15 protein-coding genes are annotated in these 15,347 nt (G+C 64.5%); 10 read left to right on the top strand and 5 right to left on the bottom strand.

Translation table 11 applies throughout. From position 1 onward, the window contains the following. Positions 1-8: 8 nt before the first annotated feature. The 7 genes from EN862_RS07490 (at position 9) to EN862_RS07460 (ending at position 7,495) form a co-directional block, all read left to right on the top strand. Positions 9-1,031 (top strand): NAD(P)-dependent oxidoreductase, encoded by a 1,023-nt coding sequence (locus tag EN862_RS07490; RefSeq protein WP_127863494.1) that lies wholly within the window; start codon positions 9-11, stop codon positions 1,029-1,031. A 28-nt stretch (positions 1,032-1,059) separates the two neighbouring features. After that, positions 1,060-1,992, top strand: a complete 933-nt coding sequence (locus EN862_RS07485; RefSeq protein ID WP_127863493.1) for a polysaccharide deacetylase family protein — start codon at positions 1,060-1,062, stop codon at positions 1,990-1,992. 3 nt (positions 1,993-1,995) lie between these two features. Then, the gene (locus EN862_RS07480; protein WP_127863492.1) at positions 1,996-3,330 is read left to right on the top strand and encodes a dihydroorotase family protein; all 1,335 of its coding nucleotides are present in this window, start codon (positions 1,996-1,998) and stop codon (positions 3,328-3,330) included. Positions 3,331-3,335: 5 nt separating this feature from the next. Then, a complete protein-coding gene (locus tag EN862_RS07475) occupies positions 3,336-4,109 on the top strand; it encodes a glucose 1-dehydrogenase (protein WP_127863491.1) in 774 nt (257 codons plus the stop codon). Positions 4,110-4,298: 189 nt separating this feature from the next. Further along, positions 4,299-5,396, top strand: coding sequence for an HlyD family secretion protein (locus EN862_RS07470; protein WP_127863490.1), 1,098 nt, complete (start codon positions 4,299-4,301; stop codon positions 5,394-5,396). After that, on the top strand, positions 5,393-6,994 hold the full coding sequence (locus tag EN862_RS07465; RefSeq protein WP_127863489.1) for a DHA2 family efflux MFS transporter permease subunit: 1,602 nt from the start codon (positions 5,393-5,395) through the stop codon (positions 6,992-6,994). The genes EN862_RS07470 and EN862_RS07465 overlap by 4 nt, the downstream gene beginning before the upstream one ends. A 69-nt stretch (positions 6,995-7,063) precedes the next feature. Then, a complete protein-coding gene (locus EN862_RS07460) occupies positions 7,064-7,495 on the top strand; it encodes a cupin domain-containing protein (protein WP_127863488.1) in 432 nt (143 codons plus the stop codon). A 42-nt stretch (positions 7,496-7,537) separates the two neighbouring features. Here the strand turns inward: EN862_RS07460 and EN862_RS07455 are convergent, their stop codons facing one another. After that, positions 7,538-7,993 (bottom strand): carboxymuconolactone decarboxylase family protein, encoded by a 456-nt coding sequence (locus tag EN862_RS07455; RefSeq protein WP_073985823.1) that lies wholly within the window; start codon positions 7,991-7,993, stop codon positions 7,538-7,540. Between the two features lie 191 nt (positions 7,994-8,184). On the opposite strand from EN862_RS07455, the gene EN862_RS07450 reads away from it, so the two are divergent. From EN862_RS07450 to EN862_RS07440, 3 genes are all read left to right on the top strand, one after another. Continuing rightward, entirely contained in the window at positions 8,185-8,940 is a 756-nt protein-coding gene (locus tag EN862_RS07450; protein ID WP_127863487.1) for a copper homeostasis protein CutC, read from the top strand. An 11-nt stretch (positions 8,941-8,951) separates the two neighbouring features. Next, positions 8,952-9,449 (top strand): GNAT family N-acetyltransferase, encoded by a 498-nt coding sequence (locus EN862_RS07445; protein ID WP_127864015.1) that lies wholly within the window; start codon positions 8,952-8,954, stop codon positions 9,447-9,449. A gap of 76 nt (positions 9,450-9,525) precedes the next feature. After that, the gene (locus EN862_RS07440) at positions 9,526-10,011 is read left to right on the top strand and encodes an SRPBCC family protein (RefSeq protein WP_127863486.1); all 486 of its coding nucleotides are present in this window, start codon (positions 9,526-9,528) and stop codon (positions 10,009-10,011) included. A 2-nt stretch (positions 10,012-10,013) separates the two neighbouring features. On the opposite strand, the gene EN862_RS07435 is transcribed toward EN862_RS07440, so the two are convergent. From EN862_RS07435 to EN862_RS07420, 4 genes are all read right to left on the bottom strand, one after another. Further along, the gene (locus tag EN862_RS07435; protein WP_127863485.1) at positions 10,014-11,036 is read right to left on the bottom strand and encodes an acyltransferase; all 1,023 of its coding nucleotides are present in this window, start codon (positions 11,034-11,036) and stop codon (positions 10,014-10,016) included. Positions 11,037-11,239: 203 nt separating this feature from the next. Continuing rightward, complete coding sequence (locus tag EN862_RS07430) at positions 11,240-12,037, bottom strand: xanthine dehydrogenase family protein subunit M (RefSeq protein ID WP_127863484.1); 798 nt, start codon at positions 12,035-12,037, stop codon at positions 11,240-11,242. A 114-nt stretch (positions 12,038-12,151) separates the two neighbouring features. Beyond that, complete coding sequence (locus tag EN862_RS07425) at positions 12,152-14,500, bottom strand: xanthine dehydrogenase family protein molybdopterin-binding subunit (protein ID WP_127863483.1); 2,349 nt, start codon at positions 14,498-14,500, stop codon at positions 12,152-12,154. A gap of 126 nt (positions 14,501-14,626) precedes the next feature. After that, positions 14,627-15,127, bottom strand: coding sequence for a (2Fe-2S)-binding protein (locus tag EN862_RS07420; RefSeq protein ID WP_127863482.1), 501 nt, complete (start codon positions 15,125-15,127; stop codon positions 14,627-14,629). Positions 15,128-15,347 lie beyond the last annotated feature (220 nt).

Raw genomic sequence — 15,347 nt, 5'->3', positions numbered from 1 at the left:
GAGTTCCCATGACCCTGCTCGTCACCGGCGGCACCGGCTTTGTCATGAGCGTGGTCGCACGCGCCTGGCTCGACCGAGATCCGCAGGCCCGCGCTGTGATCCTCGACCGGTCCAGCCTCGACGCGGCGGCCGAAAAGCATTTCGCGCGGGTGCGTGATCGGCTGACGGTGATTTCCGCCGATATCCTGGACCAGCAGTCCTGGTCCGCGACGCTCGACAAGCAAGGCATCACGGCGATCGTGCATGGCGCGACGATCACACCGATCTCGCGCGGCAGTGCCTCCGAGGCAAAGCGCCAGCCTGAGGCCGAAGACCCGGCGCGCATCGTCGACGTCAATCTCATGGGCACCGTGCGCATGCTGGACTGGGCGCGCACGAATCCAGACCTGAAGCGCTTCATCTACGTCAGCTCCGGGTCCGTCTACCGCCACAATGGCCCCGACTGGAGTGGGGAACCGCTGCCGGAAGACGGCTATGTCGCGCCGCTGACGCTCTACGGCATCTCGAAATTCGCTTCCGAGATGGTCACCAACCGCTATGCCGACCTGTTCGGCCTGTCGGCGGTCTCGGTGCGGCTTGCTTCCGTCTACGGTCCGATGGACCGCGCCACCGAGAGCCGCAATTTTCGTCATGTTCCCAACCGCGTCGCGCATATGGCGTTGGCCGGCGAGACGATCAGGCCGAACAGCCTCGAACCCGTCGGGGACTATGTCGCCTCGACCGACGTCGCTGCCGCGATCCTGGCGCTGATCGATGCTCGGCACCTCAACTACCGCCACTACAATATCGGCTCCGGCTCCAGCCAGACCATCGGCGAGATCATCGGCTGGGCAAAAGAACGCGTGCCGGGGCTGAAGGCCGAGGTGACATCAGGCGAAGACGCCAACATCGTCCAGGATGTGACGCTGAAAGGCGGCATGTGGGGCGCCTATGACATCGCCCGCATCATGCGCGACACGGAATGGCGGCCGCGCCCCGGCAAGGAAGCCTTCCACGCCTACATGGACTGGATTGCCGCCAACGAAAGCTGAGCCGAACCAAGCCGAAGGAGGATGAAAGATGCCGACCGATCCGCAGCAAGCGCAGCAGCCGCGCGACTTCGTCGGCTACGGCCCGCACCCGCCCTTCGTCACCTGGCCGGGCGGCGTCAAGCTCGCCGTCAACCTCGTGCTCAACTACGAGGAAGGGTCGGAGTACAACTGGCTGGAGGACGGCCGCAACGACAATTGGGGCGAATACAATCTGACCGGCAGCATGCCGGTGCGCGACCTCGGCACCGAGACGCATTACGAATATGGCAGCCGCGCCGGCGTCTGGCGCCTGGCCAGGCTGTTCGACCGCTACGACATTCCGGTCACCTTTTCCGCCTGCGCCATTGCGCTGGAGCGCAACCCGCCTCTGGTCGAGTGGATGAAGGCGCGCAGGCATGACCTGATGGGACATGGCCTGCGCTGGATCGACTACCCGGTGATGGAGCGCAGCGAAGAAGAGCGCCATCTGCATGAGGCGATCACGCTCTACGAGAAGCTGCTGGGAAAGCGGCCTCTGGGCTGGAACTGCCGCTCGCTGCCCAGCGTCAACACGCGCGATCTTCTGGTCGAGGAAGGCGGCTTCCTCTACCACTCCGATCCCTGCAACGACGACCTGCCCTATTTCCTCGACCATCATGGCACGGAGATTCTCGTCGTGCCCTACTCCAAGGCGCTCAACGACAGCCGCTACCTCGTCGCGCCCGGCTACGGCAATCCACGCGACTTCGCCGAGGATTGCCGCTCGGCCATCGACTATATGCTCGACGAGGCGGACGAGACCGGCGGCCGGATGCTGACCATCGGCATCCACGCCCGCTGGACGGGCCAGCCCAACCGGGCATCCGGCCTGCGCGAGGTGATCGAGCATGTTCAGAGAAGCGACGGCGCCGCCTTCATGCGCCGCGAGGACATCGCCCGCTTCTGGCACGCCAACCATGCCCGCTTCGAACAGCGCGGCTAAGCGATGTTCGACACGCTGATCCGCGGTGGAACGCTGGTGAATGCCGACGGCGTAAGCCGCGGCGATATCGGCATTGCCGCGGGCAAGGTCGCGGCAATCGTCGCGCCAGGCGAAGCCGCCGAAGCCGGGACGGTCATCGACGCTTCCGGCTGTTTCCTGCTGCCCGGTCTCGTGGATGCGCACGCGCATCTGCGCGAGCCTGGGCTGACGCATAAGGAGAATTTTTCCTCCGGCACCCATGCGGCGGCCCTCGGTGGCGTGACCACCGTGCTCGACATGCCGACCGACGAGCCTTGGACCGCAACGGCCGAGCAACTCGTCGACAAGATGGCAACCGCCGCAAACCGCATCCATGTCGATGTCGGCCTGCAGGCCGTGGTCGGCCGCGACCTGTCGCTCATCCCTCGCCTGCTCGACCACGCGCCGGTCTCGTTCGAGCTCTTCACTGCCGACGTGCCGGACGGATTCCTGTTTGCAACGCTCGACAGCGTCGCCGAGGCGCTGAAAGCGTTCGCCGGCGCCGATACGCTGGTCGGCATCTCGCCCGGCGACCAGTCGATCCTGACCGGCAGCACGGAGCGGGATCGCTCGGGCACCATCGCCGCCTTCCTGGACAGCCGGCCGCCCCTCGCCGAAGCCAACGGCATCGCGCGGGCGCTTGTTGCCGCCGCCTCGGCCGAGGCAAGGATCCATGTCCGCCAGATCAACTCCGAACTCGGCGTCGAGACCTGGAGCCGGCTGCGCGGCGTGGCCGACGCCAGCGTAGAAACGACGCCGCAGAACCTGTTCTTCACGGCGCAAGATTACGAAACGCAGGGCGCCAAGCTGAAGGCCTCGCCGCCCTTGCGCTTCGCACACGACGTCGACGCACTGCGTGCCGCGCTGAGCGCCGGGCTGATCGACATCGTCGCCACCGACCACGCCCCGCACGCGCCGGCCGAGAAGGCGGCGCCCTACGCGGCTTTCGCTGACATCCCGGGCGGCATGCCGGGGCTGCAGACGCTGCTTGCGACCATGCTGAGGCTGGTCGACGAGGGGCTTATCGCCCTGTCCGACCTGGTGCGTATGTGCTCGCGCAACCCGTCCGAGCGCTTTGGCCTCGGGCGGCGCAAGGGGAAGATCGCCGCCGGCTACGATGCCGATCTGCTCATCCTCGATCCGCGCCGATCCAGCACCATCGCCAGCGCCGAGCAGGTGTCACGGGCAGGCTACACGCCTTTCGACGGCTGGGCCGTGAAAGCACGGCTGACAAACGTCTTCCTGCGCGGCCGCGAGATCGTGCGCGACGGGCGGCTGGTCGGCCCGGCGCAAGGCAAGATCGTCACCCGGGAGAGCTGAACACCATGGCCCTGCTCGCCAACAAAACCGCCATCGTCACCGGAGCGAGTTCCGGCATCGGCCGCGCCATCGCGCTGAAATGCGCCGCCGAAGGGGCCAACATCGTCGTCGCCGACACGGTGGAGCAGCCGATCGAAGGCGGTGAGAGTACCGTGGACATGATCCGCGCGGCCGGCGGCACAGCCATCTATGTCAGAACCGACAACTCGAACTGGGATGCCGTCGACGCGCTTGTCGGCGCAACCGTCGATCGCTTCGGGCGACTGGACGTGATGGTGAACAACGCCGCAATCTACACCAGCACCAACCTGATCGAGACGACGCCGGAACAATGGAGCCGCGTCATCGGCGTCAATCTGACCGGTTCTTTCTACTGCAACAAACGCGCCGTCACGCAGATGCTCACCCAGGCGCCGGTCAACGAGGTGCGCGGCCGCATCATCAACATCTCCTCGCAGCACGGCATGGTAGCCTGCCCCGGCGATTTTCCCTACTCCGTGAGCAAGGGAGGCATCGTCCAGATGACGCGCCAGATCGCGGTCGACCATGCCGACGATTTGATCGTCTGCAACGCCATCGCGCCGGGAAAAATCATCACCGGCAAGCCGGGCGTCGCCAACGACCCTGATGCGCTCGACTATTCGCGCCGCCGCACGCCCTGGCCAAGGCTCGGGCATCCCAACGACGTGGCGGGCGCTGCGCTGTTTCTCGCTAGCGACATGGCAAGTTACGTCACCGGCGTCAACCTGATGGTGGATGGCGGCTGGATGGCCGGCTGACGGACCGCATCCAGCGGCAGGAACCTTTGCGGAAACCGCCCGTTGACCCTGCTGCGAGGGGGCCAACGATATCTGGGACCCGTTGCCTTGGACGCCAAAACTGAAAGAAAAGAGCGCGAAACCGCTCCCGCCGAGAAAACGCGGGCTCAGCCCCGCTCCGATCGACGCCCGCCGGGCGACGAAAAACGCGTGGAAAATGAGCGCGCGGACGATAAGCGCGCGCAAGACACGCAGGCGAATGACAGTCGGTCCGACAGCAACAAACCCGGCCTCATCAGACGCCATCCCTACATAGCCGCGATCGTCGCCATCCTCATCCTGTTGGTCATCGCGGCCGTGGTCGTCTGGTGGCTCAACGCGCGCCACTATGAATGGACCGACGACGCCTTCATCGACGCCCGCACGGTGACGGTCAGCGCCGAAATTGCCGGGCGCATCACCGATGTCGCCGTCACCGACAACCAGCCGGTCGAGGCCGGCGCGGTGCTTCTGCGCATCGACGACAGCGATTATCAGGCTTCGCTTAAACAGGCGGAAGCCGGCGTGGTGGCGGCGCGGGCCGAGATCGCAAACGTCGAGGCGCAGACCCAGGCGCAGAACGCCAAGATCGATGCTGCCCAAAAGCAGGTGGCCCAGGCGCAGGCGGCGCTCGAATTCGCCAAGTCCGAGGACCAGCGCAACCGCGAGCTCCTAGCCAAGGGCACGGCGACGCAGCAGCAGGCGCAGCAGGCTGCGTCAACCTTGCGCCAGGATCAGGCCGCGCTGGACGCCGCCAATGCCAATGCCGAGGCGGCGAAAAGTCAGGTGGCGGTCCTGCAGGCGCAAGGCAAGAGCGCCGAGGCCAAGCTTCGCCAGGCTGAGGCCGCCGAGAACCAGGCCAAGACCACCCTCACCCGCACGACCATCACCGCTCCCGCCGCCGGCCATGCCACCAGCATCACGGCGGCAAAAGGCACCTATGCGCAGCCCGGCCAGGTGCTGATGATGTTCGTGCCCAACAACGTCTGGGTGAAGGCGAACTTCAAGGAGACGCAGCTTGACCTGATGCGGCCTGGCCAGCCCGTTGATATCGCCATCGACGCCTATCCGGAAAAGACCTTCCATGGCCATGTCGACAGCGTCCAGGCCGGCAGCGGCACGGCGTTCAGCCTGTTGCCGGCAGAAAACGCCACCGGCAATTTCGTCAAGGTGGTGCAACGCGTGCCGGTCAAGATCGTCTTCGACCAGCCGCCCGGCGTGTACGTCGGCCCCGGCATGTCGGTGGTGCCGACGGTCAAGGTACGATGAGCGATGCCGCCGCAACAGCCCGGGGTGACCAGAGCCGGTCGGCGGCCGGCGGCCGTAACCCCTGGCTGATCGCGATCGTCGTCTCGATCGCGACCTTCATGCTGGTGCTCGACACCTCGATTGCCAATGTCGCGCTACGCAACATCGCCGGCAGCCTTGCCGCCGGCATGGACGAGAGCACATGGGTGATCACCACCTATCTCGTCGCCAACTCGGTCATCATCCCGGTCAGCGGGTGGCTGACCAGCATCATCGGCCGCAAGCGCTACTACATGATCTGCGTCGCGACCTTCACGCTGTCGTCGCTGCTCTGCGGGCTGGCGCCTAACCTGCCGACGCTGATCGCCTTCCGCATCCTGCAGGGGCTCGGCGGCGGCGGCATGGCGCCAAGCGAGCAATCGATCCTCGCCGACACGTTTCCGCCCGAAAAGCGTTCGCAGGCCTTTGCGCTCTACGGCATCGCGGTGATCGTCGCGCCGACGGTCGGGCCGACCATCGGCGGCTGGCTGACCGACAATTTCTCCTGGCATTGGATCTTCTTCATCAACGTGCCGTTCGGCATCATGTCGCTGGCGCTCGTGCAATGGCTGGTGATCGAGCCCGACATCCTCGAACGCGAGCGGCAGGAGCGGTTGAGCAAGGGGCTGAAGGTCGACTGGATCGGCTTCATCCTGGTGGCGATGGCGCTCGGCTGCCTGGAAGTCTTCCTTGACGAAGGTCAGCGCAACGATTGGTTCGCCTCGACCTTCATCACGACTTTCGCCGTGATCTCGGCGGTATCGTTCCTGCTGCTGGTCCCCTGGGAGTGGACAAGGCGCGAACCGATCGTCGACATCCGCCTGCTGTTCAGCCGGCAATTCGGCATGTCGTTCCTGGTCATGATGGCGGTGGGCGCCGTGCTCTTCAGCACCACGCAGCTTTTGCCGCAGCTGCAGCAGACGACCTTCGACTACACCGCCACGCTCTCTGGCCTGTCGATGATGCCGGGCGGCATCGCCATGCTCATGCTGATGCCGATCTCGGGCTTTGCCGCCGGTGTCATTCAGCCGCGCTATCTCATCATGTTGGGCATGTCGGTGGTCGCGGTCGCGCTCTGGCACACGACCTCGCTGACGCCCGACGCCAGCTTCAGCTTCTTCGCCTACGCTCGCGTCTTCATGATGATCGGACTGCCGTTCCTGTTCATCCCGATCTCCACCGCCGCCTATGTCGGCCTGCCGCCACAGAAGACCGACCAGGCATCGTCGCTGATCAATGTCGCCCGCAACATCGGCGGCAGCATCGGCGTGTCGCTGTCCAACACGGTCATTGCTCAGAACGCGCAATTCCACCAGTCGGTGCTGGTCGGCCACACCGCGCAGTCGAGCGCGACCTATCAGGAGACGCTTCGCCAGGTGACGAACCATTTCGTTGCCGAGGGCTCTCCGCTGGTCGAAGCCAGGCAGCAGGCAGTCGGCTGGATCGGCCAGGAGATCGGCCGGCAGGCCTCGCTGCTCGCCTATGTCGACGTTTTCTTTTACTGCGCGATTGCAACGGCGGTGCTGGTGCCGTTTGCCCTCTTGCTGCGGCCGCCCAAACAGGCGCCAGCGAAGCGTTAGCTCTTCCATTGTCCCGAGCTTGCACCTTGGCGTCCTCCGCGCCAAGCTGGCGATCTCTGGAGGAATCTCATGCGTAACATCACGGCATCGGCGCTGTTTTTGGCGGCGGCATTCTTCACGACCAGCGCGAGCGCGCTGGACAGCTCGAACACGCCGGTCGTGGTGACGCCGCTGGCGTCGAAGACGACGACCGCGTCCGGCCAGCCGATCACGCTGCCGCAAAAAAACGTAGAGGTTCAGGTCTCTGCCTATCAGATCGCCCCGGGCACGACGCTCCCGGTGCACAAGCACCCCTTCCCGCGCTATGCTTATGTCGAGCAAGGCACGCTCAAGGTGACCAATGTCGAGACCGGTGCCGCCAACACCTACAAGACCGGCGACTTCATCGTCGAGATGATCGGGCAATGGCACCAGGCCACCAACATAGGCGCCGATCCGGTGAAGCTTCTGGTGATCGACCAGGTCGAGCAAGGCGCCAAGAACACGATCCTGAAGCAGTAGGGCTAAAGGCGAGAAGGCCCTTCGACGGAGGCCCATTTGTGCCTACCCCCAGGCACCCACCGGTTGCCGCGTGGTGGCGTTGAGGCGGTTGAAGGCGTTGATCAGCGCGATCTGGATCACCAAAGCGGCGAGCGCCTTGTCGTCATAGTGGCGCGCGGCCTCGTCCCAGACATCGTCCGGCACCGCGTCGGAACGGTCGGCCAGGCGCGTCGCGGCCTCGGCGAGCGCAAGAGCGGCGCGTTCGGCATCGGTGAAATAAGGCGTCTCGCGCCATGCGGACACAGCGAAGATCCGCTCGTCCTTCTCGCCTGCCTTCTTCAGCTCGCGCGCATGCATGTCGACGCAGACGGCGCAGGCGTTGATCTGGCTGGCGCGCAGGTGAATGAGCTTGCGCGTGACATAGGGCACATCGCCGGCCTCGGTCGATTTGTCGAGCGCCAAGAGCGCCTGCAGCGCGCCGGGAATGAGCATTACCGGGTTCTTCAATCTTGCTTCCATCATCCGTCTCCTCAGGTTCGTGCGGCCGATAGGCCAGTATCAATACATAACTTTCCAGTTATGAGTTACCCATAACTTTGCAGTTATGCATTGTCAAGCGGCTCTGATGGCTGGACCGATGGTTGCGGCTTTCGCGGCGACACGCCCGATGCTAGGGCAGGACATCTCCTCGAAAGCATGGATGGAAAACGGTGGCGGACACGCAAAAACCCCTGATCGAGATCTGCGTCGAAGGCATTGACGGTTTGCTTGCCGCGCAGGCCGCCGGCGCCGACCGGGTCGAGCTCTGCTCCAGCCTGATCGAGGGCGGCATCACGCCGAGCCTCGGCACGGTGCGCGCCGCGCTCGAAAGCGCGACCATTCCCTTCCACGTCATCGTGCGCCCACGCGGTGGCGATTTCCTCTACAGCGAGGCCGAATACCGCTCGATGCTCGCCGATGTCGAGGCGCTCCGCGAGCTCGGCGTTGCCGGTGTCGTCGTCGGCTGCCTGACCGCGGACGGTGCGATCGACGAAGTGCGCATGAGCGCGCTGGTTGCGGCCGCCGGCCCGCTCAACGTCACCTGCCACCGCGCCTTCGACATGACGCGCGACCCGGCCGAGGCGCTCGAGGCGCTGATCCGCTGCAAGGTCGGCCGCGTGCTGACCAGCGGCCAGCGCGACACGGCCGTCGAAGGCATGGAGCTTCTGGCTGAGCTTGTTCGCCAGGCCGGCTCCCGCATCATTATCCTGGGCTGCGGCGCGCTGGGGCCCGACACCATCGGCGAGGTACGCAGGCGGACCGGATTGACCGAGATGCATTTTGCAGCACTCGCGGACGTGCCGAGCGCCATGCGCTACCGCAACCCGAATGTCGGCATGGGCGGCACCGATCTTGACCGCGAATACCGCAACACGGTGACTGACGAAGCCCTAGTGGCGGCGACGATTGCGGCCGCGAGAGCCTGATGGCCAAGATGATGACCAACGAGTTGCTGCCGATCGAACAGATCTCGCCCGCCGACGAGGCCGTCATCCTCGCGCTTAACAACGAGCATGCGGCGGAGCTGTCCTGGCTCGAGCCGGAGCGGCTTTCATTCCTGCTCGGCGAGGCTTTCTACACCCGCCGCATCGGCGCGCTCGAAGCCTTCATCCTATGCTTCGACCAGGACGCAGATTACGACAGCCCGAACTTCCTCTGGTTCCGCGAGCGCTATCGGCGCTTCGTCTATGTCGACCGCGTGGTGGTCGCCGCCGCGGCGCGCGGCCGCGGCCACGCCCGCCGCCTCTATGAGGATCTGTTCGAACAGGCCCGGCGCGCCGGCCACACGATCGTCACCTGCGAGGTCAATGCCGATCCGCCCAACCCGGCTTCCGACGCCTTCCACGCCGCGCTGGGCTTCGCCGAGGTCGGCCATGCGGTGATCCATGGCGGCAAGAAATCGGTGCGCTATTGGGCGAAGCCCATCACCGCCTGAACGCACTTGAACGCTGCTGGCCAGAAGAACAAGCCGAAGCTAATATAACCGCTCCGCTGGCTGGGGGCGCTATATCATGCCGAGCAATGTCTTCCGCTTCGACGAAAGCTGGGACATCCCTGAAGGCACGCCCCAGGAAGTGTGGGACGTGCTGTCGGACGCGGAGCTGCTGCCGCTCTGGTGGGGCGATGCCTATAAGGAGGTGGAGCCGCTCGACAAGAAGGGCAAGGGCGTTGTCGGCGCCCGCGCCAGGGCGAGAGCGCGCGGCGCCCTGCCCTATGAGCTGAACTTTATCATCGAGGCTGCCGAGCTCATACCCGGCCGGCTGGTGGTGGTAAAAACCTTCGGCGATTTCGACGGAGTCTGGCGGGCGGAGCTGTCTCCTTTGGGAAGCGGCACGCATGTCGACCTGGTCTGGCAGGTCACCGTCGAGAGGCCGATCCTCAAGCTGCTGGCGCCACTGCTGAGACCGGCCTTCGCCTGGAACCATCGCTGGACGACGCCGCGCGGCGAAGCCGGACTTCGCCGCTATCTCGCCGCTCGGAGGAACGGCAAGGCCTGACCTCACCAGTTGCGGTTGAGCCAGCCGCGAGCCGGTTTCTCGACAATGTAATAGCTCGCCAGCGCGCAGGCGAACACGGCCGCCAGCATCGGCACCGGCACGCTGCCGCGCTCATCGACGAATTTGTAGAAAGGCTGCTGCCAGAGATAGAGCGAGTAGGACCACAGGCCGAGCATGACCATCGGCCGCGACGACAGCAGCCCCGTCAGGTAGCCGCCGGCGAAGTCAAGCGTGTTGACGGCAAGCGCCAGCAGCGGCACGGCGACGAGATAGTGGATCGGGGTCGGCACCGGATCGAGGAACAGCAATACGCCGGCAATTGCGGCTGCAAGCGCCACATGCTGGCTCTTCAGGAAAGCCGGCAGGCGGCCGTCGGCCTTGAGCAGGCAGATCGCGGCGGATAGCAGGATCGAGGCGATGTGCACATCGGTGCGCCAGTAGGTGGTCTCGTAGCTCATGCCGAGAAGCCCATACGAAATGGCGCCGTTGGCCATTGCCAGCAGCGCCAGCACGACCAGAAGCCGCACGACATTCGCCCTGCCGGTGACCATCACGCTGATCAGCGCCAGCAGGATATAGGAGTGCTCCTCGACGCAGAGCGACCAGATATGGTCAAGCGCGCCGGCGCGGGTGATGAAGATGCCGGCGTAATTATAGGTGAAGGTCAGCGCCGTCAGCGCCGCCTTCCATTTGAACATGATGAAGGTCCCGGCGAGGCCGATCATGGCGGCAATCACGAACACCACAAGCGCCGGATAGATGCGCGAGAAGCGGCGCTTGAAGAATTTCTTCAGCGGAAAACGCTCGATGAACAGGATCTCGCCCATCAGCCGACCGCTGAGCACGAAGAAGAACTCGACGCCGAGCACGCCGAGATTGATTCCCGGCACCGGGAAGAAATGGCCGATCAGCACCAGGGCGATCGACAGGCCGCGCCAGCCGTCGAGATAGGCCAGCCTTGCGCGTGCCGCTTTGTCTTCTGAGGCCCGTGGCAAGGCACCGGCGGTCGCGGAGATGTCGGTCATGCCCGTCTTTCGCAACTCGAGGCCAGCACGGGATCGCCGTGCCGGAACCCGCTTCGTCTCCCGCCGCGTTTATTTTGCAGTGCGGGATATTATTGTGCAAGTGCGAAGCTGCGAATTCTCGGGTATTCCCGCCAAGTTGTTGCGAATACAAAAGGAAAAGGGGCCGCGTCGGGCCCCTTCCCTTGATCCGGGTTGAAAACGTTTCAGGCGTTGGCGGCTGCCACCGCGCGCTTGGCCATCACCGCGATCAGATTGGCGCGGTAGTCGGCGGAGGCATGGATATCGCTCATCAGCCCCTTTGCCGGCACTTTGAGGCCGTCGAGCGCCGAGGCGTCGAAGCTCTTCGCCAGCGCCGCCTCGATGTCCTTGGAGCGGAAGACACCGTCCTCGCCGGCCCCGGTCACCGCCGCCCTCACCCCGTCCTTGCCCTTGGCCACGAACACGCCGACGATGGCGTAGCGCGAAGCCGGGTTGCGGAACTTCTGGTAGGCCGCCTTGGCCGGAGCGGTGAAGCTCACCGCCGTGACGATCTCGCCCTCCTTCAGCGCCGTCTCGAACAGGCCCTTGAAGAATTTGTCCGCAGCGATCTCGCGCTTGTTGGTGACGATCGTCGCGCCCAGCGCCAGCAATGCCGCCGGATAGTCAGCCGCCGGATCGTTGTTGGCGATCGAGCCGCCGATCGTACCCTTGTAGCGCACCGCCGGATCGCCGATCAGCGATGCCATATGGGCAAGCGCCGGGCAGGCCTTCTTCAGATTCGCGTCGGCCGAGACATCGTAATGCGTGGTCGCCGCACCTATGGTGACCGTCTTGCCGGACACCTTGACGCCCTGAAGCTCCTTTAGCCGCGAGACATCGACAAGGTCCGACGGCGCCGCGAGCCGCGTCTTCATGGCCGGGATCAGCGTCATGCCGCCGGAGAGAAGCTTGGCGTCGCCGCTTTTCAGCAGCTTGGCGGCATCGGCGACCGAGGCGGCGCGGTGATAGTTGACTGAGTACATGTCTTTTTCTCCCTTTGGGAGAAAGCGAGTAGGGAGTAGTGAGTAGCGAATAGAATTGCTCCACCCGCACCGCTCTCTGTCCCTATTCGCTACTCCCTATTCGCTATTCGCTTTTCAATGCTTCTTGGCACGGATCGCTGCCCACACCGTCGCGGGCGACGCCGGCATGGCGATTTCGACGATGCCGAGCGCGTCGGTGATGGCATTGATGATCGCCGGCGGCGAGCCGATGGCGCCGGCCTCGCCGCAGCCCTTGATGCCGAGCGGATTGCTGGGACAAGGCGTGTTCGAGGTCGAGACCTTGAAGGACGGCAGGTCGCCCGCGCGCGGCATCGTGTAGTCCATATAGCTTGCCGTCAGAAGCTGGCCGTTGCCATCATAATGCGCGCCTTCGAGCAGCGCCTGCCCGATGCCTTGCGCGATGCCGCCATGCACCTGGCCTTCGACGATCATCGGATTGATGATGTTGCCGAAATCATCCGCCGCGACGAACTGGATAATGTCGGTGACACCCGTCTCCGGATCGATTTCGACCTCGCTGATGTAGCAGCCCGCCGGGAAGGTGAAGTTCGCCGGATCGTAGAAGGCGGTTTCCTTCAGGCCCGGCTCCATACCGGCCGGCAGATTGTGGGCGGTATAAGCTGCAAGCGCCACCTGGAACCAGGGCAGGCTCTTGTCGGTGCCGGCGACCTTGACCTCGCCATTCTCGATGACGATGTCGCCCTCGTCCGCTTCGAGCAGGTGGGCCGCGATCTTCTTCGCCTTGGCCTCGACCTTGTCGAGCGCCTTGGCGATGGCCGACATGCCGACGGCGCCCGAGCGCGAGCCATAGGTGCCCATGCCCATCTGCACCTTGTCGGTATCGCCATGCACGATCGAGACCGAGTCGATCGGCACGCCGAAGCGCTGGTTGACCAGTTGCGCAAAGGTCGTCTCATGGCCCTGGCCATGGCTGTGCGAGCCTGTCAGCACCTCGATCGTGCCGACGGCATTCACCCGCACCTCTGCGGATTCCCAAAGGCCGACGCCGGCGCCGAGCGAGCCGACCGCCGCCGACGGCGCGATGCCGCAGGCCTCGATATAGCAGCTCATGCCGATACCGCGCAGCTTGCCGCGCTTGGCCGCATCCGCCTTGCGTTTGGTGAAGCCGGCATAGTCGGCGGCCTTCATCGCCGCATCGAGCGAGGCGTTATAATCGCCGGCGTCATAGTTCATGATCACCGGCGTCTGGTGCGGGAAGGAGGTGATGAAGTTCTTGCGCCGCAATTCCGCCGGCGACACGCCGAGCTCGCGCGCGGCGGTTTCCATCGTCCGCTCCAGGAGATAGGTGGCCTCCGGCCGCCCTGCCCCGCGATAGGCATCGACCGGCGCGGTGTTGGTGTAGACGGTGCGCACATTGGCGTGGATCGCCGGGATGTTGTACTGGCCCGACAGCAGCGTGGCATAGAGATAAGTCGGCACGCAGGACGAGAACAGCGACATATAGGCGCCGATATTGGCTATCGTGTCGACCTTGAGGCCGGTGATCCGGTTGTCCTTGTCGAAGGCCATCTCCACCATCGAGACGTGGTCGCGGCCATGCGCATCCGCCAGGAAGCTCTCGGTGCGGTCGGCCACCCATTTGACCGGGACGCCGGTCCTCTTCGAGGCCCACAGGCAGACGATCTCTTCGGGATAGATATAGATCTTGGAACCGAAGCCGCCGCCGACATCCGGCGCGATGACCCTGAGCTTGTTCTCGGGCGCGACGTTGTAGAAGGCGCTCATCACCAGCCGCGCGACATGCGGATTCTGTGATGTCGTCCAGCAGGTATAGTGGTCCTCTGCCTTGTCGTAATGGCCGAGCGCAGCTCTTGGCTCCATGGCATTCGGCACCAGCCGGTTGTTGACGATCTTCATGCGCGTGACATGGGCCGCCGACTTGATCGCCGCGTCGGTCGCCTTGGCGTCGCCGATCTCCCAGTCGAAGATCAGATTGTTGTCGGACTCGGCATGGATCTGCGGCGCGCCCGGTTGGATGGCCTTTGTGGCGTCGACCACGGCCTTCAGTTCCTTGTAGGTGATCTCGACCGCTTCCGCCGCGTCGCGCGCCTGGCCCTTGGTGTCGGCGACGACGATGACGACCGCGTCGCCGACATAGCGCACCTTGTCGACCGCGAGCGGCGACCAGGCGCCCATCTTCATCGGCGTGCCGTCCTTGGAATGGATCATCCAGCCGCAGATCAAATTGCCGATGCCGTCGGCCTTGAGCTCCTTGCCGGTGAGCACGCCGACGACGCCGGGCATGCCTTGAGCCTTTTTCACGTCGATCTTCTTGATCTGCGCATGCGCGTGCGGGCTGCGCACGAACACGGCATGCTTCATGCCGGGAACCACCATGTCGTCGACGTAACGGCCGCCGCCGGTGATGAACCTCTTGTCTTCCTTGCGCGCCACGCGGGCGCCGACGCCTTCGATACCCATTAGGAAATTCCTCCCGAAAATAGCGAGTAGTGAGTAGCCAATAGCGAGTAGTGAATTGGTGGAGCGCAGAGCGGCCGGAAAAATATCGACTATTCGCTACTCACTATTTCGCTACTCGCTCGATCCTCACGCTGCCTGCTTCGCCTTGCCCTTGGCGCCCTTCGCCATCGTCTCCGATGCGGCGAGGATCGCCTTCACGATGTTGTGGTAGCCAGTGCAGCGGCAGATATTGCCTTCGAGCTCGGTGCGCACCGTCGCCTCGTCGAGGCCTTCGGGATGACGCGCGATCATATCGGTTGCCGTCATGATCATGCCTGGCGTGCAGAAGCCGCATTGCAAGCCGTGATGCTCCTTGAACGCGGCCTGGACCGGATGCAGCTCCGCGCCGTCGGCCAGCCCTTCGATGGTGACGATGGTCGAGCCTGAGGCCTGAACGGCCAGCATCGTGCAGGATTTCACCGCCCGGCCATCGACATGCACGACGCAGGCGCCGCATTGCGACGTATCGCAGCCGACATGCGTTCCGGTGAGGCCCAGATTTTCCCGCAGGAAATGCACCAGCAACGTTCGGTCCTCGGCGCTCCCGCTGACCCGCTTCCCATTCACAGTCAACGACACGTCCGACATGCAACCTCCCTGGGTATTAACCTTGGTTATCACTTGCCGATGCCGTGCTTCGGCAGTGCGTTATTGGGGTAGCGTACAACGGGCAAAACAGCGCTGCCAGCGCTCCGCTCCTTGTACTTTCGGTCATGGCCGGCATGCTGTGGGGCACGCTTGCAGGCCCATTGCCAAATCAGCGATTGAGGGCAAAGATGCCCTCGACGCGGAGCGTGCCTGGCACGCA

This window comes from Mesorhizobium sp. M2E.F.Ca.ET.219.01.1.1 (assembly GCF_004016445.2).
Lineage (GTDB): Bacteria > Pseudomonadota > Alphaproteobacteria > Rhizobiales > Rhizobiaceae > Mesorhizobium.
Note: the sequence above shows the minus strand (reverse complement) of the source record. Positions and strands in the feature narration are given on the sequence as shown.